This window comes from Stenotrophomonas sp. TWI587, assembly GCF_039674145.1.
GTDB lineage: Bacteria > Pseudomonadota > Gammaproteobacteria > Xanthomonadales > Xanthomonadaceae > Stenotrophomonas > Stenotrophomonas maltophilia_AY.
Genome location: NZ_JBDJMW010000007.1, coordinates 60,974 through 82,669 on the forward strand (window position 1 = coordinate 60,974; position 21,696 = coordinate 82,669).

Here is a 21,696-nt window from a genome sequence, read left to right on the forward strand (position 1 = left end):
GAAGGGTAGGTGCCGGTCGTGGGCTACCGCAGCGCAGGGCGTCCGTCGCCGTGGGCCCACGCGTCGTCCAGCCCTTCGCGGTAGGTCGCGAAGCGTGGCTGCCACTGCAAAGCCACGCGCGTGGCGCGACCATCGATGCGCTTGTTGCTGTTGTAGAAGCGGCGCAGTGAAGCGGCCAACTCCGGTGCGTCCCATGCCTGTGCGGCAGGCAGCGGCAGCCCACTCAGCGTTGCGGCGTAGCCCAGCACGTCCTGTGGCGGCGCCGGCTCGTCATCGCTGAGCAGGTACAGCGCATGGCCTTCGGCCCGCTGCATTGCCGCCAGCACGCCACTGGCCAGATCCTCCACATGCAGCCGGTTGAACACCTGCCCCGGCCGCACCACATGCCTTGCCTTGCCCTGCGCCAGCTGGACCAGCGCATTGCGCCCGCGCCCGTACAGGCCAGGCAGCCGGAACACCGCCGAGGCGATGCCGCGAGCCTGCGCGAGGGCCTGCCACTGCTGTTCCGCGTGCAGGCGTTTCAGGGCGGTCTCATCGGTCGCATCGGCGGTGGACGCCTCGCTGACCCAGCCGCCATCGCGGTCGGCATACACCGCGGTCGAGGAGAGATAGCCGACCCAGCGCAGGGCAGGGCTGTCACTCAGCGCATCGGTGAGCAGGCGCAAGGCCGGGTCGCCCTCGGTATCCGGTGGCACGGAGCAGACGATGGCCTCGGCCGTGCGGATCGCCTCGCGCAGGTCCTCGCGGATCGGTTCGCCAGCCACCAGACGATGGCGGAGCAGTCCATCCGCCGGCGCACTCGCCGCATCACGCACGGTGCCGCTGCAGGCCACGCCGTGCGCGTGCAGCAGGGCGGCCAGATACCGGGCGCTGTAGCCCAGGCCCAGCACCAGCACGCGGGCCGGCAGCTTGGTCGGCATGCCGCTCAGGCGCTGCGCAGCTGCTGGTAGGCCTGCAGGTGCGCATACGCCACCGCCAGCAGCGGGGCCGCTTGCCCGGCCGCCCGCGCCCGCACCAGCATGTCACCGACGATATGCTCGGCCTCCACCTGCTGGCCGGCTTCCAGATCGCGCAGCATCGACGCCTTCAAGGCCGAGCCAGCTTGGGTAGTCGCAGTCAGCGCGATCTCGCGCGCCTTGGCCGGGATCGGCTCGCCAGCCGCGTCGGCAACCGCCACGCACTCCTCGTACAGGCCGCGCACGATCGCCGCACCGTCATCGGTGGCCACGATCGTGCCGACATCGGCGCGCATCAGGCAGGTTGCCGCCGCCAACGAGGTCAGGAAGGTGTACTTGATCCACTGCTCCTGCCCGATGGCATCAGTGGCGACGTGATCCACGCCGGCCTGCACGCAGGCCGCCGCCAACGCCAGCACGCGCGCGCTGTTGCCGGTGCCATCGCGCTCGCCGAAGGTCAGTTTGGCGGCCGGCGCCAGGTGTACCACCGCACCGTCGGCGGCCTTGGTCGCGCTGATGAAGCACAGCCCGCCCAGCACCGCATCGCGGCCGAAGCGCGCGTCGAGATCGGCATAGTGCCGCAGCCCGTTGAGGATCGGCAGCACCGTGGTGCGCGGCCCGACCGCCGGGGCGATCGCCTCGATCGAACTGGCCAGGTCGTAGGCCTTGCAGCTCAGGATCACCAGATCGAACGGTTCGGCGCTCGCCAGGGCGGGCAGTGCCTCGGCGGTGACGTGCTGCACCGGGAACGTTGCATCGCCCAGCGGGCTGCGGATCACCAGACCCGCTGTGTCCAGCTGCGCCGCGCGCGCCGGGCGCACCAGGAAAGTCACGTCCACGCCGGCCTGGGCCAGGCGACCACCGAAGTACCCGCCGGTCCCGCCGGCGCCGAGGATCAGGATGCGCATCAGCTCCGCATCCCCACACCACGCTTCAGCAGCCACAGCGCCAGCGCGGTCAGTGCGACCACGAAGCCGATCATCAGCGCATAGGCGACCCACAGCGGCACGTCGCTGGTGCCCAGCAGACCGTAGCGGAAGGCGTTGACCATGTAGAAGATCGGGTTGGCGTGGGTGGCCGCTTCGGCCCAGGTCGGCAGCAGCTTCACCGAATAGAACACACCGCCCAGGTAGGTCAGCGGGGTCAGGATGAAGGTCGGCACGATCGCCACGTCATCGAACTTCTTGGCGTACACCGCGTTGATGAAGCCGGCCAGCGAGAAGATCGTCGCGCCCAGCAGTACTGTGGTCAGCGTCACCAGCGGATGCGGGATGCGCACCGGAGTGAAGAACATGGCGATGATCAGCACGATCACGCCGACCATCAGGCCGCGCAGCACCGCCCCGGAGACGTAGCCCCACAGGATCACCCAGTTCGGCATCGGGCTGACCAGCAGTTCTTCCACGTGGCGGCCGAACTTGGCGCCGAAGAACGAGGAGCTGATGTTGCCGTAGCTGTTCTGGATCACGCTCATCATCACCAGGCCCGGCACGATGAACTGCATGTAGCTGTAGCCGCCCATCTCGCCCACGCGCGAGCCGATCAGGCCGCCGAAGATCAGGAAGTACAGGGTCATGGTGATCGCCGGCGGCACCAGGGTCTGGCCCCAGATGCGCAGGATGCGCGCCACTTCGCGGCGCACGATGGTCATCAGTGCGATGCGGTTGCGCTGGCCGTCGGTCAGGACCGGGGTCGGGGTACTGCTCATGCCACGTTCTCCTGGTTGCCGGTGAGGCGCACGAACAGCTCCTCCAGGCGGTTGCTCTTGGTGCGCATCGAGCGCACGCGGATACCGGCGGCGTTCAAGGCGTCAAACACGCGGTTGAGGTCCATCGCACGCGGCATGTCCACATCCAGCGTGTGGCTGTCGGTGGCGATCAGGATCGCGCCGTCGATCTCCGGCAGCTGGGCCGGCAGGCTGCCGTCGATGTCGAACAGGAAGCCCTCCACGTCCAGCTTGGCCAGCAGTTCGCGCATCGGGCCCTGGGTGACGATCTGGCCGTGGTTGATGATGGCCAGGTTCCGGCACAGGTGCTCGGCTTCTTCCAGATAGTGCGTGGTGAGGATGATCGTGGTGCCGGCGGCGTTGATCTCCTTGAGCACGCGCCACATGTCGCGGCGGATTTCGATATCCACGCCGGCGGTCGGCTCGTCCAGGATCAGCAGGCGCGGGCGGGTCATCATCGCGCGGGCGATCATCAGCCGGCGCTTCATGCCGCCGGACAGGGTGCGGCTCATCACCTGCGCCTTTTCCCACAGGTGGGCGCGCTTGAGCTCTTCTTCGGCCATCTTCTCGGCCTCGGCACGCGCCACGCCATAGAAGCCGGCGTAATTGACCAGGATGTCGAAGGGCTTTTCAAACAGGTTGAAGTTGATCTCCTGGGGGACCAGGCCGATCAGGCGCATCGTGGCGCTGCGGTTGCGCACCAGGTCGCTGCCGAATACCTCGACTTGGCCTTCGCTGAGGTTCACCAGCGAGCTGATGATGCCGATCAGGGTCGACTTGCCGGCGCCGTTGGGGCCCAGCAGGGCGAAGAAGTCGCCCGGGGCCACGTCCAGGGAGACGCCTTTCAGCGCCTGGGTGCCGTTGTCATAGGTCTTGCGGAGGTCACGCACCCGCAGGGCGGGCACGGCGGTGGGCGCGGGAGTGTTCTGGGAAGCCAAGCTCTTGCCTTCGCGCCTATGGGCTGGCGCTGGATAGGGGCGGGGAGCGGCTATTATAGAAGACCCCGAGGGCTTGCCCCGGCTACACACTGTCCCGAAAAGTCGTGCCTGCTCAATTCCCCCTCAAATTGGTCGACCGGCGCATGCTGGCGCCCACCATCGGCCATTACCAGTTCCTGCGTGATGACGGCCAGCCGCTGGATTTCCAGCCCGGCCAGTTCATCCAGGTCCATTTCGAGTACGCCGACGGCACCGCTACCAAGCGCAGCTATTCACTGGCGACCATTCATGATCACGCCCTCGGCGCAGGCGATGCGGTCGATATCGCGGTCAGTTTCGTCCCCGGCGGTGCCGCCACGGCCCTGTTCGAGGGCCTGGACATCGGCGGCCACGTCAGTGCCAGCGGCCCGTTCGGACGATTCTGCCTGCAGCCGGGCGACCACAATGCCCGCTATCTGCTGATCGCCACCGGCACCGGCGTCACCCCATACCGGTCAATGCTGCCGCTGCTGGCGACCGCGATGGCCGAACGCGGGGTGGAGGTGGTCCTGCTGCAGGGCGCCCGCACGCCGGCGGAACTGCTCTACAGCGAGGACTTCTACGCCTTCGCCGCCGCCCACCCGGGTTTCCGCTACGTGCCGTGCCTGTCCCGCGAGCTGCCGGAGAACCCGCATCCGGATGTGCGTCACGGCTACGTGCAGCAGCACCTGGCCGAGTTCGCCCCGAGCGCGGCCACCGACATCGCCTACCTGTGTGGCAACCCGGACATGGTCGATGCCACCTTCGAGGCGCTGAAAGACGCCGGGCTCCCCACGCCGCAGGTGCGCCGCGAGAAGTACGTCAGCAGCAAATGACCGCGCTGGCCGCCGCACCGCATGGCGCGGCCGCTCAACGCAGCCCAGGGTGAGGGCAGTGCCCTCACCCCGGTTGCCGTCCTGGCTCAGTACGGAATCCAGGCATCGCGCCAGGCCGAGCCGGTGCCCGGGCGGTACGCGTCCGCATTGATGTTGCACCAGGCGCCTTCCGGGAACGGGCGGCAGGCGTAGCGCTTGCCGTCGGTGCCCTTCACCACGGTCTGGCCCGGGATGTAGCTGCCGATGCCGGCCGGGTAGACGTGGTCGTAATCACCGACCGGCGGCGGGTCCACGTCCGGCAGCCGCACATCGAGCTGGTGGCTCAGCCCGCGCTGCAGGTACACGCGGTTGGCCGTGGCCGAGGCGACCGGGGTGATCACCCCGTTGCGCATCACGCCGATCCGGGCCTGGCTGGCACTGGCGTTGACCCGGCGGGCCAGTTGCAGCGGCCACTGCGCCGTCGCAGTCTGGCCGGCGGCCAGGGTGGTCTTGACGCGCTCGGCATCGCTGCCATTGGCCTTGAACACACGCAGCTCCAGCTCACTGCCGACCGGCAGGTCACCACGCGCGGTCAGCGCGCCGGCATCCAGCCAGACCGGCGGGATGCCGCCGCCGCCCTCGAACTTCACGTCCATGCAGGTGTAGAAGGCTTCGTGCGAATCTGACCGCTGCCAGGTGTTGTAGATGATGTGCGGTCCGGTGCGCTTGGGCAGCGGGCAGTCCAGCTTGTAGGTGCCATCGGCCGACAGGGGCGTATTGCCCAGGGTGCAGAACGCCTCCAGGTCGCCCCAGCGCAGTGCGGTACCCGGCTGCCAGCCCTCGCGGGTGACGTAGAACTTCCATTCACGGGTGGCATGCGGGGCCGGTGCCTTGAACTCGAAGGTGTAGCGACCGTTGGCATCGCCATGGATCGGAGTGGCCTGCCAGTCGTCGCGGGCCAGGTCCAGGCCGCGGAAGGTCGGGTTGTTGCCGCTGCACAGCTTGCCATCGGGCACCACGGCCTGGTGGTTGCCGTTGGCGGCGGCCTGGTTGATGCCCATCCAGTCGTAGAACGCCTGCGGGCCGGCAACCGCCTTGGCGGCGGCGCAGGCCGGGTTGGTCGGGTTCTCGGGATTGCCCTGGAAGCAGGTATAGATGCGGCTCTGCGGGGTGACCATGGTGCCGTGTGCCTGTGCGGCGCCGGAGACGGTCAGGCCGCCGAGGGCGAGTGACAGCGCCAGCAGCATGTGGGGATGACGAGGGTGGACATGTGGATTCCATGAAAAAGGGCAGGCGTACTCCGGCCCGCGGCAGTGCGGACGCGTGACCACGGTTTCCAGGCAGGGGGCGGAAGCAGCCGGGTCAGTCTCCGGACGCGAGGGGCAGACCGGAATGCAACGAATCTGAAAATTGGCGGGCGTCTGCGCGCTGCGTCCGGCAGACCGTCGCATGTGTGCACCCGCCAGTGTCGGGCCGGGCAGCGCCACGGCGCGACGGGCGGTAAGATGCGCCGCGCCACTCCAGTCGATAGACCGATGCCCCTGGATTTCCCCACCATCGCCGTGCTCGGCTTCCTGCTGTGCCTGGGCATCGCCATGGGCTTTTCACTGCTGTTGCTGGTGCTGCGGCGGCAGCCAGCACTGCGCCTGTGGACGGCCAGCCTGTGGCTGTTGTCGGTCAGCCTCACCCTGATCGCGCTGCGGCCCCACCTGCCGCAGATCTCCAGCATCCTGGCCAGCAATGCCGCGGTGGCGTTGTCCGGCGTGTTGATGCTGTATGGCGTCGCCCGCCATCTGGGCCATCGCCTGCCGGCCTGGAAGCCGGTGGCGCTGTCGATCATCTATCTGGGCGCGATCGCATTTTTTCTGCTGGTCCACCCCAGCCTGGTCATCCGGCTGGATGTCTTCAGCGTGTTCGCGGTGCTGCTCAACGGCTGGATGACGTGGATGCTCCTGCGCCATGCGCCGCCTGCCCAGCGCACCAGTTGCCGGTTGGCGGCGGCCGTGTTCGGCGCGCAGACGCTGCTGTATCTGGTCCGGCTGTTCCTGCCGGTGGCGCCGGATGCGGGCGAGGACATCATGCGCGCCGGTTCGCCGGTATTCGCCACGTATCTGGCCGGCCTCATCCTGGAGCTGGCCCGTTGTTTCGCGCTGGTCTTGCTGCTGGTCGAGCGGATGCAGGTCGATCTGCAACGACTCGCGCGTACCGACGTTTTGACCGGCCTGCTCAATCGCGGTGCCGTGCTCGCCGATGGGGCGAACCTCTTGCAGGGGGTGCGCCGCACGCCGCGGCCGCTTGCCCTCCTGCTGTTGGACGTGGACCACTTCAAGCAGATCAATGATCGCTGGGGACACCTTGCGGGCGATGCGGTGCTGCGGCATGTCGCTGAGGTGTTGGCCGGCTGCGTGGCCGACCGTGAGCACCTGCTGGGCCGCTATGGCGGCGAGGAGTTCATCCTGTTGTTGCCGGGGACGGAGGCCGCGCAGGCGCTGCAGTGCGCAGACCACATCCGGGGTGCGCTGCGTGGATCACCGGCCCGTGTGGACGGCATGCAGGTGGTGGTCACCGCCAGCATCGGCTTGGCCATCGATACCGGGCGCGAGGATATGGCGCGCTTGCTTGGCGATGCCGATACCGCACTGTACCGCGCCAAGGCCGAGGGTCGCGATCGCACCATCAGCGCAGGGACAATGGTGGTGGGCTGACGCCGCTCGGCGGGTACGCAAAGGGAGGCCTGCACGCGTGTAGTCACATCCGCGGCGCCCGGTCGTCATGGCATGCTGAGACCCTTCACTCCAGGACGAGATCGACCATGCGACTTCCCTGCCGTCCCCTGGCCAGCGCAGCAGTGCTGCTGCTGGCTGCCTGCCAGGCTGCCCCGGAGGCGACGCCCAAAGCGGCAGAGCGCCTCTACGGGACGCTGGCCTTCCAGCCATGCACCCTCACCAGCGCACAGGCCAGCGCGAATGTCGAAGCCCAGTGCGCCACGCTGCAGGTGCCGGAGAACCCGGCGGCACCGGACGGTCGCAAGATCGGTTTGAACATCGCCTGGCTCGGCGCCGGCAACGATGGCGCGGACAAGGGCGATCCCGTCTTCTTCCTCGCCGGTGGCCCCGGCCAGGCCGCCACGGAGGTTGCCGCACCGGTCAACATGGCACTTCGTGACGTGCGCAAGCAGCGCGATATCTTCCTGATCGACCAGCGCGGTACCGGCAAGTCCAATCCGCTCACCTGCCTGGATGCACAGGGCAAGGAACTGCCGCTGGACGAGAACGCGGCGCCGAGCACCACACTGATCGAAGACTATGCCCGCCAGTGCGCGCAGTCGCTGACCGGCCGGGCCGACACCCGCTTCTACACCACCACCGAAGCCATCGCTGATCTGGATACGGTGCGCAAGGCACTGGGCGTGGACAAGGTCAACCTGGTCGGTGGTTCCTACGGCACCCGCGTGGCGCAGCAGTATGCCGCGCGCTATCCGCAGCACACCCGCACGGTGGTGATCGATGGCGTCGTGCCCAACGACCTGGTGGTCGGCGGTGATTTCGCCAACACGTTTGAAGACGCGATCACCCTGCAGTCGGCGCAGTGCCGCCAGGATCCGGTCTGCGCCAAACGCTTCCCGGTGGATACCCGCACCCAGCTGCGCAACGTCATGGCGACCCTGGCCAAGGCGCCGGTCGAGGTCGACTACCGCAACCCGGGCACCGGTCAGGCAGAGCATGGCGTGCTGACCGCCGATTCGGTCACCGCCCTGGCCTTCATGTTCTCGTACATGCCCGAGCTGTCCTCACTGCTGCCGGTCATGCTGGATGAAGCCGCACAGGGCCGCTACGCGCCGCTGATGTCGCTGAGCAAAATGGCCAGCCGCACCCTCGGCGTGCAGATGAGCCGTGGTATGCAGTGGTCGGTGCTGTGTGCTGAAGATGCTGATCGCTACCAGGAAGGCGCGCAGGGTGACCGCGTGCTCGGCCCGGAAGTGGCACGTATGTTCTTCGCGGCGTGCCCGGCCTGGAACGCCGGGACGCGGCCGAAGGACTTCACCGCGCCGTTTGCCTCGACGTTGCCGGTGCTGCTGCTGTCGGGCCAGTTCGATCCGGTCACGCCGCCGCGGTACGCCGAGCAGGTGGTCAAGCAGCTGCCCAACGGACGTCATCTGCTCGCCAAGGGGCAGGGCCACGGGACGATCAACGCCGGCTGCATGCCGCGCATCCTCGGCCAGTTCATCGACACCGCCGATGCGAAATCGCTCGACGCCACCTGCCTGGACACCCTCAGCCCGGTGCCCGCCTTCACCTCGTTCAACGGATGGGCCCCATGAACCGTACTTCGCACCGCACCGGGGAGGTGCGCGCATGATCGTCGCCGAGAATCTGCACAAAGCGTTCAAGACCAAGACCGGCCTGATCCAGGCGGTCCAGGACGTGGGCTTCCAGGCCGAAGACGGTCGCATCACCGGCCTGCTTGGCCCGAATGGCGCCGGCAAGACCACCACCATGCGCATGCTGTACACGCTGATGGCGCCCGACCAGGGCCGCGTGCTGGTCGATGGCATCGACGCGGCGGTGGACCCGGTCGCAGTGCGCCGCCAGCTGGCGGTGCTGCCGGACGCGCGTGGTGTCTACAAGCGCCTGACCGCGCGCGAGAACATCGCCTACTTCGGGCAGCTGCACGGCCTGAGTGCGGCGCGGATCCGTGAGCGCACCAAGGTGCTGTCCACGGCGCTGGAGATGGACGACATCCTCGATCGCCAGACCGAAGGCTTCTCGCAGGGGCAGCGCACCAAGACCGCGATCGCACGCGCGCTGGTGCACGACCCGCGCAACGTGATCCTGGATGAGCCCACCAACGGGTTGGACGTGATGACCACGCGCGCGCTGCGTGGCTTCCTGCGGGGGCTGCGCGACGAGGGGCGATGCGTGATCTTCTCCAGCCACATCATGCAGGAGGTGGCCGCGCTGTGTGACCACGTGGTGATCATCGCGCAGGGCACGGTGATGGCGGCCGGCAGCGCCGATGAGCTGCGCGCACAGACCGGGGAAACCAACCTGGAAGATGCCTTTGTCAAGGCAATCGGTACCGAAGAGGGATTGCACGCATGAGTTCGTTCGCCACGCTGTTGACCGTGATGCGCAAGGAACTGCGCGACCTTTCCCGTGACCGCCGCACGCTCGCGCTGACGCTGCTGCTGGGGCCACTGCTGTACCCGGTACTGATCCTGGGCATGAGCAAGCTGGCCGAAAGCCGGGTGAAGACGCAGATCGAGCAGCCGCTGGAAATTCCGATGATCGGCGGCGAGCATGCCCCCAATCTGGTGCGTTTCCTGGCATCGCAGGGTCTGAATGCAACCGAGGCACCAAAAGACCTCACCGAGGCGATCCGCAGCCAGCGTATCGATGTGGCGCTGCGCATCAGCCCGGAATTCGGCAAGGACTGGGCCGACGGCCGCCCGGCGCTGGTGGAGATCATCAAGGACAGCACCCGCCGAGCCGCCGATATTCCCAGCAGTCGCCTGGAGGCGGCACTGGGCGGCTACAGCCAGCAGGTCGGCGCCCTGCGCCTGCTGGCCCGAGGCATCGATGCACAGGTCGCGCGACCACTGGACGTCGCCGCGCAGGACCTGGCGACCGCCGAAGCCAAGCGCGGGATGATGCTGTCGGTGCTGCTGCCGATCCTGCTGACCATCACCTCGTTCCTGGGCGGCGCCTACCTGGTGATGGATACCACGGCCGGCGAACGTGAGCGGCAATCGCTGGAGCCGCTGCTCGCCACCCCGGCACCGCGCAGTGCGATCGTCAGCGGCAAGATTGCCGCGGCCTGCGCCGTCGGTGTCGCATCGCTGCTGCTGACCCTGGCCGCCTTCAAGATCAGCGCGCAGCTTTCCTCGGGCGGGGTAGGCCGGCAGCTCAACATGGGCTTCCTGCCGATGCTGCAGATGCTGCTGATCATGCTGCCGATGCTGTTCATCGGTACCTCGCTGCTGACCTTCCTGTCGGCGGCGGCCAAGAGCATGAAGGAAGCCCAGAGTCACATGACCTGGCTGATGCTGCTGCCGATGCTGCCGGGGTATGCGCTGATGGTGTACCCGATCAAGAGTGAGCTGTGGCAGTTCGCGGTTCCGTTCCTGGCGCAGAACCAGATGCTGCTCAAAATCATCCGCCACGAAGCGATCAGCCCGCAGATGTGGGCGGTCTACCTCGGCGCGGGCTTCGGGCTTGCGGCCCTGTTCTGGTACGCCGCGGTGCGTCGCTACCACCAGGAGCGGTTGGCGATTTCGGGTTGATGCATGAAGGGCTCCGCAAGGGGCCCTTCTTTACTAGGGACTCGCATGACAACAGCGACCCCTACCGCTTGACCGGGTGAAGCGCGGTCCATGCTGGATACGACAGATGGCATCCCTCGCAGATGCTGCACTACCAAAAGGTCTGCCCTTACCGCGATGCGGTCCGGCTAGATTGATAGGTTATGTGCTTTCGGAGACGGAGAGAGAGCCCGCTCACGTCGCCGTTCCGAGGGCCATCCCTCTGATCGAACCGGTGCCCGCCCATGCAGATCGATGCCAATCTTCTCGCCTTGTACGTCGTCAGCGTGGTCGTGATGATCGCCATGCCAGGCCCTGTCGCTGTGTTCGTGGCGGGCACCGGCATTGCCGGTGGACCGAAGCAGGCACTTCGGGCGATTGCCGGCACCAACGTTGCCTCCCTGGTACTGATCGCGCTGTCGATGCTGGTCGTCCAAGGGTTGCTGTCCATCAATGAGACGGTGTTTGCCTTGCTCAAAGGCGGCGGCGCCGCCTACATCGGCTATCTCGGCTGGCAGATGCTGCGCGATGCCGGGAGGATGGAGACGGCGGCCATGCCGGTGGCGACGCAGGGGAGTTTCACCAAGGGCTTCGTGATGTCGATCTCGAACCCCAAAGACATCATCTTCTTCGCATCATTCTTTCCGCAGTTCCTGGAGATCACGCCCCGGCCCACGGCGAGCCTGGCGCTGCTGACCGTGCTGTGGATCGTGCTGGACTTCGCCACGCTGATGACGGTCTGCCTGTTGGTCCGGCGGTTGGTGAAGCCAAACGTGCACCGGACGATGCTGCGCGTCTCAGGCGCGCTGCTGATGTTGATTGCCCTGCTAGGCGTGGTGATATCCGGGCGTGACCTCGTCAGCGATGGGTTGCCCGCGGCCATGGCGGTGGAAGAACCTGCGACTGTCCTGTAGCGGCAGTAACTCCATGCGCCACCGTTGAAATCAGGAAAGGCCCGGATCGCTCCGGGCCTTTCGTTATACGCCATTGCGCCGCGATCAGCCGCCTTCCGGCGCGAAGGCAAGCGTACGGCGCGTCGTGACCGGTGCACCGACCGGTTCGAACTTCCAGCGTTTGACGGCATTGAGTGCTTCGCGGTCGAACACGCGGGCCGGGGTGGCGCGCAGCACGCGGGCGGCCGTCACCGAGCCATCGGTGCCCACCGTAAGCTCGACCAGCACTTCGCCCGACGTGCCCGAGCGCAGGGCGTCGGCCGGGTAGCGCGGGGCGGGCGTGCTGACCGGGCGAAGGCTCGGTGCGGCGGCGGCCTGGCGGGTCGCCGCCGCCTGCTGGGCAGCCGCCTGCTGCTGGCGCTGTTCGGCCTCGCGACGGGCGGCGGCCTGGCGCTCCGCATCCTGCGTATCGCGGCGCGCGGCTTCCTGCTGGGCAGCAATCTGGCGCGCGGCCTCGGCCTCGGTGGTCTGCTGCTGGGCCAGGCGCTGTTGTTCAACCAGCTGCTTGGCGCGGGTCTCGGCGTCCTTCTTGACCTTGTCGGTCTCTTCCTGGGTGCGCTTGAGGGCGGTCTGCATGCTTCCGCTGATGCCCTGCTTCAGGCGCGGCAACGCCGGGGCGGTCGGGTCCACTTTTTCGATCAGAGCGACCAGGCGCTGGGTTTCGGCGAAGTCCTCGCGGCCCAGGTTCTGTTCGGCGGCAATCAGGGTGTAGGGCAGCAGATCGGTCAGCGCGCTCTTGACCGAGGCGTCATCCGGGGTCTTGTCGCGCAGCGCCAGGTAATACTCGATGGCGTTGTCGCCGGCCGGGGCATACATGCGGTTCTCGCGCAGCGCCTTGCTGGCCAGCTCACGCAGTTCCTCGGTGCCCATCGACTGGACCTTGGCCGACACCGCCGGTGCGGCCGGGGCCGCAGTGGGGGATGCCGGGGCCGCCGGCGTGGCCGGTGCGGTCTCGTCCTTGCCCGAGCAGGCGGACAGGGCCACCAGCAGGATCATCGGCGCGAACAGCCGCGCCGGGCCATGAGTCTTGACGTGCGACATCCAACTCCCCTTTGAAGACGACGATACGTAGGGCCTGATGCGGTCAGGCCGACCGAAGGCCATGGACGTTTCCCGACGTCCACGGCGGACCCGCAGGTGTGCAATCTAGCATCACCCTGCCCGGCCCGGGAGCCAGGCGGTCAGGGCAGGGGGGGCATCCTCAGTGGGACAGCGCCTTGCTCGGCGTGCCGCTCATCAGCTTGTCGGTGTAGGCGATGCCGATTGCCGAGAGGATGAAGGCACCGTGGATGATGGTCTGCCACATCACACCGTCGGAGGTCATCGTGGAGCACTTGATGACATCGCCCACGGCGGCGACGGCCTTCAGGTAAGCCTCGCTGTTGCAGGCGGGCAGGGCGCCCAGGTTGCCGGCACCGATGAAGGTCTTGAGCAGGTGGATCGAGGAGATGCCGATGATCGACAGCGCCAGCTTCACCTTCAGCACGCTCGCGTTGACGTGGCTCAGCCACTCCGGCTGGTCCGGGTGACCTTCCAGGCGCAGGCGCGAGACGAAGGTTTCATAACCACCGACGATCACCATCACCAGCAGGTTGGAGATCATCACCACGTCGATCAAGCCCAGCACCAGCAGCATGATTTCCTGCTCGCCCATCTGGTTGGCCTGGTGCAGCAGGTGCCACAGCTCCTTGCCGAACAGGAACACGTAGACGCCCTGGGCCAGGATCAGGCCGAGGTACAGGGGCACCTGCAGCCAGCGCGAGGCGAAGATGAGGGTGGACAGGGCGTTGGGGGATTTCGAGGTCGAGCTCATGCTGGAATGCTGCGTTGCGGGGACGGCGCAGCGTAACGGTCCGGCTTGACCCTGCCAAGCCGAGTGACGGACTAGACTCGGTATTCCCTGTCCGCGAGCCCTCGCCATGATCGATCTGTACTACTGGCCTACCCCCAATGGCCACAAAGTCACGCTGATGCTGGAGGAAACCGGGTTGCCGTACCGGATCCAGCCGGTGAACATCGGCGCCGGGGATCAGTTCAAGCCCGAGTTCCTGGCGATCTCACCCAACAACAAGATGCCGGCGTTGGTCGACCACCAGCCCACCGACGGCGGGGCCCCGCAAAGCGTGTTCGAGTCCGGCGCGATCCTGCTGTACCTGGCCGAGAAGACCGGTCGCTTCCTGCCGGCCGACAGCCGCGGCCGGGTGGCCGTGCTGGAATGGCTGTTCTGGCAGATGGCCGGACTCGGCCCGATGAGCGGCCAGATGGGCCATTTCAACGTCTACGCGCCCGACAAGATTCCCTATGCGATCGAGCGCTACAACAACGAAGTGCGTCGCCTGCACGGGGTGATGGACACGCGCCTGGCGCAGAGTGCCTACCTCGGCGGCGATGACTACAGCATCGCCGACATGGCCAGCTACCCGTGGATCGGGGCCTACGACACGCTCCCGGTGGACTTTGACGCCTTCCCGAACCTCAAGCGCTGGCATGACGCGATCGCCGCCCGTCCGGCCACCCGGCGCGCGTATGCCCTGCGCGAGAAGGTGAACCCGCAGGCCGGCAAGCCGCTCAGCGAAGAAGAGCGCAAGCACCTGTTCGGCCAGCGCTGACGCGTTGGTCGCCTGCCCGGTCGTGCCGGCCGCTGGCCGGCTTGCCAGCACGCTTGGCGCGGCAGGATGCCCGCCATCCCCGGCACGATCGGAGCGGTTTTGGTTAGGATGAAGCGTTCCCCGTGCCATTTCCCTGGCCGGGGACTGCCCAGACGCTGCCGGAACCCTCCATGCGCCACCTGTTTGCTTCGCTCGCCCTGATGCTCGCCTCGACCTCGATCGCCCACGCTGAAAAACTGACCCTGGATGCCATCACCGGCCCGTTGCCGTTGTCCGGCCCGACCCTGATGAAGCCCAAGGTGGCCCCGGATGGCTCGCAGGTCAGCTTCCTGCGCGGCAAGGATGCGGACCGCAACCAGCTGGACCTGTGGGCGTACGACATCGCCAGCGGCCAGACCCATCTGCTGGTCGATTCCAAGGTGGTGCTGCCCGGCACGGAAACCCTGAGCGACGCCGAGAAGGCCCGCCGCGAGCGCCAGCGCATCGCCGCGATGACCGGCATCGTGGATTACCAGTGGTCGCCGGATGCGCGCACCCTGCTGTTCCCGCTCGGCGGCGAGCTGTACCTGTACGACCTGAGCAAGCAGGGCAAGGCCGCGGTGCGCCAGCTCACCCACGGTGAAGGCTTCGCCACCGATGCCAAGCTCTCCCCGAAGGGCGGCTTCGTCAGCTTCGTGCGCGCCCGCAACCTGTGGGTGATCGACCTGGCCAGCGGCCAGCAGATCCAGCTCACCGCCGATGGCAGCGACACCATCGGCAATGGCGTGGCCGAGTTCGTCGCCGATGAGGAAATGGACCGCCACACCGGTTACTGGTGGGCGCCGGATGACTCGGCGATCGCCTTCGCCCGCATCGATGAATCGCCGGTGCCGGTGCAGAAGCGCTACGAGATGTATGCCGACCGCACCGAGATGATCGAGCAGCGTTACCCGGCCGCCGGCGATCACAACGTCACCGTGAAGCTGGCGGTGATCGCCCCCCGCCAGAACGCCAAGCCGCGCTGGATCGACCTCGGCCGCAACCCCGATATCTACCTGGCCCGCGTCGATTGGCGCGACCCCAAGCAGCTGACCTTCCAGCGCCAGTCGCGCGACCAGAAGACGCTCGAACTGATCCAGACCGACCTGGCCAGCGGCCAGCAGCGCACGCTGGTGACCGAAACCTCGCCGACCTGGGTGCCGCTGCACAACAGCCTGCGCTTCCTCAAGCAGGGTGGCTTCGTGTGGTCGTCCGAGCGCAGTGGTTTCGAGCACCTGTACCGCATCTCCGACGACGGCAAGACCGTCACCGCGCTGACCGCCGGCAATTGGCCGGTGGACGAGCTGCTGGCCGTGGAAGAAGACGCCGGCAAGGTCTACTTCCGCGCCGGCATGGACAGCCCGCGCGAAAGCCAGCTGTACGCCGTGTCATTGCAAGGCGGCGCGCCGCAGCGTCTGTCGCAGGCCCCGGGCATGCACACTGCCAGTTTCGCGCGCAACGCCAGCGTCTACGTGGACAGCTGGTCCAATACCAACACGCCGCCGCAGATCGCACTGCACCGGGCCAACGGCGAGAAGATCGCCACCCTGGTCGAGAACAATCTTGAAGACCCGGCGCATCCGTATGCGCGCTATCTCGATGCGCAGCGCCCGGTCGAGTTCGGCACCCTGACCGCCGCCGACGGCAAGACCGAACTGCACTACAGCCTGATCAAGCCGACCGGTTTCGATCCGGCCAAGCGCTATCCGGTCGTGGTCTACGTTTACGGCGGCCCGGCCTCGCAGACGGTCACCAACAGCTGGCCCGGCCGTGGCGATCACCTGTTCAACCAGTACCTGGCCCAGCAGGGCTACGTAGTGTTTTCGCTGGACAACCGCGGCACCCCACGTCGCGGCCGTGATTTCGGCGGCGCGTTGTACGGCGTGCAGGGCACCGTGGAAGTGGCCGACCAGCTGCGCGGCGTGGCCTGGCTGAAGCAGCAGAAGTGGGTCGACCCGGCGCGCATCGGCGTGCAGGGCTGGTCCAACGGCGGCTACATGACCCTGATGCTGCTGGCCAAGGCCTCGGACAGCTACGCCTGCGGCGTGGCCGGTGCACCGGTGACCGATTGGGGCCTGTACGACACCCACTACACCGAGCGCTACATGAACCTGCCGGGCAACAACCCGAAGGGCTATGAAGAAGCGCGCGTGCTGGCGCATATCGACGGCCTGCGCTCGCGGCTGCTGCTGATCCACGGCATGGCCGATGACAACGTGCTGTTCACCAACTCCACCGTGTTGATGAGCGCGTTGCAGAAGCGCGGCCAGCCGTTTGAACTGATGACCTATCCCGGTGCCAAGCACGGCCTGTCGGGCAGCAACGCGCTGCACCGCTACCGCCTGGCCGAGGACTTCCTGGGGCGCTGCCTGGCGCCCTGATCCCCCGTTCCTGCCACCGGCCTGACAAGGAGTTTGCCGATGACATTGCCGCCCGCACTTCCTGGTACCACCGTGCCCACCGGCTGGTGGCGACGCCACTGGCGCTGGGCCATGCCAGTGGCGGTGGTGGTCGGCATTGCGGCGGCAGCGGGGGCGGTGTGGTTCGCGCTGTCGCAGTGGGCGTACTGGAGCAAATCCAGCACGCCCTACCAGGAGGCCATGCGCCGCGCGCGCTGCAACATCGAGCTGGTCGAGGCCCTCGGTGAGCCGTTGCGTGATGGCTACCTGCCGGCGGGATCGATGCATTCCAATGGGCAAAGCCAGTTCGTGATCGGCGTGAGCGGTCCACAAGGGAAGGGCCGCCTGTTCCTCAACGCCAAGCGTAGTGGCGAGCACTGGGACTACCCGATGCTGTATGTGGTCACCGATGCCAACGAGGCCATCGATCTGACCGCGCTGGATGATGCCGAGGCGGCCGAGCGCTGTGCGTTGGCTGAGTGCCGCGCCAAGGGCGAGTGTCCGCCGTCGCTCAGTCTTTGAGAGGCGAAGCTGACGTTGCTGCCTTCTGGATTCGCAATGACTGCTGTTTTCGTTGATACCGTGATGCCACGCTGGGTTCTGCGTACCCGCGGTCTCTAGTCTCGATGCACCTGCCCGTTTGGGCAATGCTGCGGGCGAGGTGGAGCGGTGGAACGAATCTTGAGTGGCTTGATGGCTGTGTTGTGTGGTTTGTTTCTAGCGCCGACAACCTTTGCGGCGCTACCGTTCATCGAGGTTCCCACTGGTGGGTGGGATCCCGGGCTGGAGGCGCGCAAGCACTATGCCGGCGGAATGTATGACTGGGTGCGCCGGGTCAAGGTAGATCGCACGGCACTGGCGTCCGATCGGATCCAGGTCGATCTGTTCGACGACGTGTTCATTATCGAGCGCACGCCCCTGATCGCCAGAGAGCCGGAAGATGTTCCTCTATATGTGGCGGATGTCAGCACGCATGATGTCCAGCGCTCGCCCACGTCGCGGCAACTGTGGGCAGGGACGATCATCGGCGTGCGGGGGCCTGGGGGAATGTCGAGCACTGTTGAAATCACCGAGCTGGGCAACGGCGACCTCATGTCCAGTTTTTCACGTGGCCATTTGCTGTATCAGCTGTTTGGGGATCTACTGGTGCGCATCGATCTGCGCCGGGTTCCCAATGAAGCACCCACGGTGCGTGATCCCTATCCGGCGGACCCGCTCATCCTGGATAAGGCTGCTTCCCCATCAACCGCGGTATCGACGATACGCGTGGCTTTTGGGTACGGAAATGGTGCGCTTGCCAACGGTAGGGAGCAGGTTTTCAGAATGATGGAGGGAGCGGTCGAACACGCAACTGCTGGCTTCCTCGCTAGCGGTATTCGGGTTGAACTACAGCGGGCTGGAAATGCGCTGCCCGGCTACGCTGAATCCAGCGTGGTACAGACGCTGGATGACCTTGTTCTGGGCTCTAACGGCCCGCTCTGGCTGGTGCATAGGATGAGGCATCTGGAAAAGGCGGATTTGATGCTGATGATCATCGACACGAAAGATCCGGAATCCGTCTGCGGTCAAGCACAACGGCTTCTGGCAACGAAGGAAACGGCATTTGCGGTGGTTGAACGTCGCTGCCTTCCTAATGAGATCAACAGCCTCGCCCATGAAATCGGCCACCTCTTGGGCGCCGACCATGATCCTGCACACGCGTCCATCAGCCCTCCAAAATTCCAATACGGGCATGGCTATCAATCACCATTGAATACACTTGACCGGTGGAGGACAGTGATGGCTTACGATTGCAGTGATCGTGCATGCGGACGGGTCAACCGCTGGTCATCTCCGCGGGTGAGCCACAACGGATTGCCGGCTGGAACGGCGCGTCTGCATGACAACGTCCGCGTGTTGAATGAGACACGAGCCACAATAGCTGCATTCTATCCAGACCCGTGAGCAGACTGACCCGGGCCGGGAGGTTAACAATCAAGCCATGACCTCCGGCCAATTGCCCCCGACCCGCCAAGTGCGTAGGGTCGCAGGCATCCTGCCCTGGAGTTCCTGCATGAAGCCGCTTGTCCTTGCTGTTGCGTTGGCCCTGTCCGTTCCCGCCGCGCTGTCGGCCCCGCCGGCGTTGGCCGCCCCGGCTGCCGCCAAGCCCGCCGCTTCGCCCGCCTGGGTCACCCGCAGCAACCAGCTGGCGCAGATCCTGCTCGATGCGCAGGGCCCGTTCCAGCCTGAAGAGACCGGCTTCTTCGGCGTGCCGGGCTATGACGACAAGGTGGCCGACTTCGGCCCCGACAACGGTGCCCGCTACCGCGCGGCGATGACCAAGGCCCGCGGTGAGCTGCAGGCCAAGCTCGCCACCGAGCGCGATCCCAACGTCCGTCAGGACCTGGCGATCATGATCGCCGCCGCCAACCAGAACATCGAAGGCAGCGAACTCAACGAGAAATACCTGCTGCCGTGGAGCGATACCCCGCAGACGGTGTTCAGCGGCCTCAACCTGCTGCTCTCCGATCAGGTGCCCGCCGAGCGCCGCGCCAAGGCGCTGGATCGCCTGAAGGCCTACGCCGGGCTTGCCCCGGGCACGCAGCCGGTGACCACGCTGTCGCGCCAGCGCTACGAAGAGCGCTTGGGCGACAAGAGCCTGCTGCAGCCGACGAAGATCGAAGTCGAGCAGTCGCTGGCCAATGTGGATACCTACATCACCGGCATCGAGCAGCTGTTCGGCAAGTACAAGGTGGCCGGTGCCGAGCAGGCGCTGCAGACCATCGCCACCCAGCTGCGTGAGTACCGCGACTGGACCCGTACCTCGGTGCTGCCCAAGGCCCGCACCGATGCGCGCCTGCCCGAGCCGCTGTACGCCTACCAGCTCAAGCGCGTGGGCATCGACATCGCCCCGGCGTTGCTGATGCAGCGTGCCCAGCTGGAGTTCATGGAGACCCGCTCGGCGATGCGCCAGCTGGCGCCGCTGGTGGTGCAGGCCAAGGGCCTGAAGGTCACCGACACCACCGATCCGGTGGCGGTGGTGCGTGCGCTCAAGGGCGACAAGATTCCCGACGATCAGCTCGAGCACCACTACCGCGGCGTGATCGATGCGATCGACCCGATCATCCGCAAGGAAAAGATCGTCGACGTGCCGCAGCGTCCGATGCAGATGCGCCTGGGTTCGGCCGCCGAAAGCGCTGCCTCGCCGGCACCGCATTTCCTGCCGGCGCCGCTGGTCGGCAACACCGGGCAGCAGGGCACTTTCGTGCTGCCGCTGGGCAACCCGGCCGCGGGCGACAAGGCCGCGCAGTACGACGATTTCAACTTCGGCTCGGCCGCGTGGACGCTGAGCGCGCATGAAGGGCGCCCGGGTCACGAACTGCAGTTCACCGCGATGGTCGAGCGCGGCATCTCGCTGGCGCGCACGATGTTCGCGTTCAACTCGGTCAACGTGGAAGGCTGGGCGCTGTATGCCGAAGCGGAGATGGTGCCGTACGAGCCGCTGGACGGGCAGCTCATCGCGCTGCAGTTCCGCCTGCTGCGTGCCGCGCGCGCGATGCTCGATCCGATGCTCAACCTCGGCCTGATCGACCGGGCCAACGCCGAGCGCGTGCTGATCGATGAGGTCGGCCTGTCCAAGGCGATGGCCACCCAGGAGCTGGACCGTTACATGGTGCGCATGCCCGGCCAGGCAGGCAGCTACTTCTACGGCTACACCCGCATTCTTGAGCTGCGCATGCAGACCGAGCTGGCGCTGGGTGATCGCTTCGACCGGCTGGCGTTCAACAACTTCCTGCTCGACCAGGGCCTGTTGCCGCCGGACCAGCTGGCCAAGGCGGTCAATGATGTGTTCGTGCCCAAGTACAAAAACGCGGTCAAGCGCTGACGCGTTTGCGGTAGGCACCGACCGTTGGTCGGTGCGCTATCCCAGCAGCCACGACCAGCGGCCGTGGCCTGCCGTGGCCTTCGTTACCGCTGCGGCGTGATCGTCTGCGTCGGCAGGCGCGGCGCCGGCGGCGGATTCGGGACCCAGATGGCCACACCGGCCGCGCGCTTCTGCGTGGTCGGAATGCCGATGCCCACGCCACCGCCGACATGCGAGCCGTAGCTGCCCGCACCGACAGACATGCCCACGGGCGAGCCGCTGGAGCCCACGCCCATCAGGATCACGCCGTTGGCCCCGAGGGCGGCCGCTTCACGCTTGAGGCGCATGACGGCGGCATCGGTCTGGCCCTGCGTGCCGAAACCGACTGCGCTGGCCGATTCGAGCTGGGCAATTTCCTGTGACCCCGCCGGCGGGGTGGAGTAGATCTGCACCGTGGCCGGATCGACCGGCGCGCGCGCCTGGCCGAGCATGACCTTGGAGGTACTGGCGCAGCCGGCGCTGAGCAGCGCCAGGCCCAGCAATGCAGCGCATCGGATGTTCATGGCGTTACCCCTGTGTGTGATGGCTGGGATGATCGGCGCTGGCGACTGAATCGGTCCCAACCCCTGCCAGCGCACCCTAACACCGGCCCGGTGAGGCCCCCGCCAACGGCGTCTCGCCGGCGCTTGCGCCTGCGCCGGGAACCGCTATGGTGGGCCACGCATTCACCTCAAGGAGCAGGGCATGGGATTGATCAGTCTGTTGTGGGGCATCGTCGCGCTGCTCTGGATGATTGTGGCCCTGATCCCGCTGCTGGGCTGGGGCAACTGGTTCCTGATCCCGTTCGCAGCAGTGGGCGCGGTCATCGCCGCGATCGGCATCCTGTTCACCCACGCCAGCAAGCGCGGCCGGGCCTGGACCGGGCTGGTGCTCAACGGCATCGTGGTGGTGGTGGGCATCGTCCGGCTGGGGCTGGGTGGCGGCATCATCTGAGCGGCCCGTGCGCGGCCCGGGTGCGACCGACCGTCGCAGCTCACGGCCGCCCGGTACCATCGGCGTAGAATGGCCGGCTGCCGCATCCGGCTCTGCCGGCGGTCCACGCCCGTCCGGGCGCTCTCC

At 66.8% G+C, this 21,696-nt stretch carries 20 protein-coding genes; 12 read left to right on the forward strand and 8 right to left on the reverse strand.

Features of this window, described 5'->3' with window-relative positions; translation table 11 throughout:
* Positions 1 to 23: 23 nt before the first annotated feature.
* The 4 genes from ABE464_RS12825 to ABE464_RS12840 are packed head-to-tail and all read right to left on the reverse strand — an operon-like array spanning position 24 to position 3,620.
* Positions 24 to 920 (reverse strand): NAD-dependent epimerase/dehydratase family protein, encoded by an 897-nt coding sequence (locus tag ABE464_RS12825; protein ID WP_346472277.1) that lies wholly within the window; start codon positions 918 to 920, stop codon positions 24 to 26.
* A gap of 5 nt (positions 921 to 925) precedes the next feature.
* Entirely contained in the window at positions 926 to 1,864 is a 939-nt protein-coding gene (gene panE, locus ABE464_RS12830) for a 2-dehydropantoate 2-reductase (RefSeq protein ID WP_346472278.1), read from the reverse strand.
* A complete protein-coding gene (locus ABE464_RS12835) occupies positions 1,864 to 2,664 on the reverse strand; it encodes an ABC transporter permease (protein WP_019185458.1) in 801 nt (266 codons plus the stop codon). The genes panE and ABE464_RS12835 overlap by 1 nt, the downstream gene beginning before the upstream one ends.
* Positions 2,661 to 3,620, reverse strand: a complete 960-nt coding sequence (locus ABE464_RS12840; protein ID WP_346472279.1) for an ABC transporter ATP-binding protein — start codon at positions 3,618 to 3,620, stop codon at positions 2,661 to 2,663. Before ABE464_RS12840 ends, ABE464_RS12835 begins: the two co-directional genes overlap by 4 nt.
* A 104-nt stretch (positions 3,621 to 3,724) precedes the next feature.
* Between ABE464_RS12840 and ABE464_RS12845 the strand changes: the two genes are divergently transcribed.
* Positions 3,725 to 4,474: a ferredoxin--NADP reductase gene (locus tag ABE464_RS12845; RefSeq protein ID WP_319624359.1), complete on the forward strand. Its 750-nt coding sequence runs from the start codon at positions 3,725 to 3,727 to the stop codon at positions 4,472 to 4,474.
* Between the two features lie 86 nt (positions 4,475 to 4,560).
* Here the strand turns inward: ABE464_RS12845 and ABE464_RS12850 are convergent, their stop codons facing one another.
* Positions 4,561 to 5,700 carry a lytic polysaccharide monooxygenase gene (locus ABE464_RS12850; RefSeq protein WP_346472280.1) on the reverse strand — a complete coding sequence of 380 codons (1,140 nt, stop codon included), beginning with the start codon at positions 5,698 to 5,700 and terminating at the stop codon, positions 4,561 to 4,563.
* A gap of 288 nt (positions 5,701 to 5,988) precedes the next feature.
* Between ABE464_RS12850 and ABE464_RS12855 the strand changes: the two genes are divergently transcribed.
* The 5 genes from ABE464_RS12855 to ABE464_RS12875 all read left to right on the forward strand — a co-directional run bounded on the left by ABE464_RS12855 (position 5,989) and on the right by ABE464_RS12875 (position 11,668).
* On the forward strand, positions 5,989 to 7,158 hold the full coding sequence (locus ABE464_RS12855) for a GGDEF domain-containing protein (RefSeq protein WP_346472281.1): 1,170 nt from the start codon (positions 5,989 to 5,991) through the stop codon (positions 7,156 to 7,158).
* A gap of 107 nt (positions 7,159 to 7,265) precedes the next feature.
* Positions 7,266 to 8,774: an alpha/beta hydrolase gene (locus ABE464_RS12860; protein ID WP_346472282.1), complete on the forward strand. Its 1,509-nt coding sequence runs from the start codon at positions 7,266 to 7,268 to the stop codon at positions 8,772 to 8,774.
* Positions 8,775 to 8,808: 34 nt separating this feature from the next.
* Positions 8,809 to 9,555 (forward strand): ATP-binding cassette domain-containing protein, encoded by a 747-nt coding sequence (locus ABE464_RS12865; protein WP_346472283.1) that lies wholly within the window; start codon positions 8,809 to 8,811, stop codon positions 9,553 to 9,555.
* Positions 9,552 to 10,736, forward strand: coding sequence for an ABC transporter permease (locus ABE464_RS12870; protein ID WP_070469953.1), 1,185 nt, complete (start codon positions 9,552 to 9,554; stop codon positions 10,734 to 10,736). Before ABE464_RS12865 ends, ABE464_RS12870 begins: the two co-directional genes overlap by 4 nt.
* 263 nt (positions 10,737 to 10,999) lie before the next feature.
* Positions 11,000 to 11,668: a LysE family translocator gene (locus tag ABE464_RS12875; protein WP_346472284.1), complete on the forward strand. Its 669-nt coding sequence runs from the start codon at positions 11,000 to 11,002 to the stop codon at positions 11,666 to 11,668.
* Positions 11,669 to 11,752: 84 nt separating this feature from the next.
* Here the strand turns inward: ABE464_RS12875 and ABE464_RS12880 are convergent, their stop codons facing one another.
* Positions 11,753 to 12,748, reverse strand: a complete 996-nt coding sequence (locus ABE464_RS12880) for an energy transducer TonB (RefSeq protein WP_346472285.1) — start codon at positions 12,746 to 12,748, stop codon at positions 11,753 to 11,755.
* 160 nt (positions 12,749 to 12,908) lie between these two features.
* Positions 12,909 to 13,520: a TIGR00645 family protein gene (locus ABE464_RS12885; RefSeq protein WP_121040802.1), complete on the reverse strand. Its 612-nt coding sequence runs from the start codon at positions 13,518 to 13,520 to the stop codon at positions 12,909 to 12,911.
* 106 nt (positions 13,521 to 13,626) lie between these two features.
* Here ABE464_RS12885 and ABE464_RS12890 point away from each other — a divergent pair, with 106 nt between their 5' ends.
* The 5 genes from ABE464_RS12890 to ABE464_RS12910 all read left to right on the forward strand — a co-directional run bounded on the left by ABE464_RS12890 (position 13,627) and on the right by ABE464_RS12910 (position 20,598).
* Complete coding sequence (locus ABE464_RS12890; RefSeq protein ID WP_346472286.1) at positions 13,627 to 14,316, forward strand: glutathione S-transferase N-terminal domain-containing protein; 690 nt, start codon at positions 13,627 to 13,629, stop codon at positions 14,314 to 14,316.
* Between the two features lie 170 nt (positions 14,317 to 14,486).
* Entirely contained in the window at positions 14,487 to 16,715 is a 2,229-nt protein-coding gene (locus ABE464_RS12895) for a S9 family peptidase (protein ID WP_346472287.1), read from the forward strand.
* A 39-nt stretch (positions 16,716 to 16,754) separates the two neighbouring features.
* Positions 16,755 to 17,255: a cytochrome c oxidase assembly factor Coa1 family protein gene (locus ABE464_RS12900; protein WP_346472288.1), complete on the forward strand. Its 501-nt coding sequence runs from the start codon at positions 16,755 to 16,757 to the stop codon at positions 17,253 to 17,255.
* Between the two features lie 171 nt (positions 17,256 to 17,426).
* Complete coding sequence (locus tag ABE464_RS12905) at positions 17,427 to 18,677, forward strand: M12 family metallo-peptidase (RefSeq protein WP_346472289.1); 1,251 nt, start codon at positions 17,427 to 17,429, stop codon at positions 18,675 to 18,677.
* Between the two features lie 109 nt (positions 18,678 to 18,786).
* Positions 18,787 to 20,598, forward strand: coding sequence for a DUF885 domain-containing protein (locus ABE464_RS12910; RefSeq protein WP_346472290.1), 1,812 nt, complete (start codon positions 18,787 to 18,789; stop codon positions 20,596 to 20,598).
* Between the two features lie 83 nt (positions 20,599 to 20,681).
* Here ABE464_RS12910 and ABE464_RS12915 read toward each other — a convergent pair whose 3' ends face one another.
* Entirely contained in the window at positions 20,682 to 21,140 is a 459-nt protein-coding gene (locus tag ABE464_RS12915; RefSeq protein ID WP_019185443.1) for a hypothetical protein, read from the reverse strand.
* 181 nt (positions 21,141 to 21,321) lie between these two features.
* On the opposite strand from ABE464_RS12915, the gene ABE464_RS12920 reads away from it, so the two are divergent.
* Positions 21,322 to 21,570: a hypothetical protein gene (locus ABE464_RS12920; RefSeq protein ID WP_019185442.1), complete on the forward strand. Its 249-nt coding sequence runs from the start codon at positions 21,322 to 21,324 to the stop codon at positions 21,568 to 21,570.
* Positions 21,571 to 21,696: the final 126 nt, after the last annotated feature.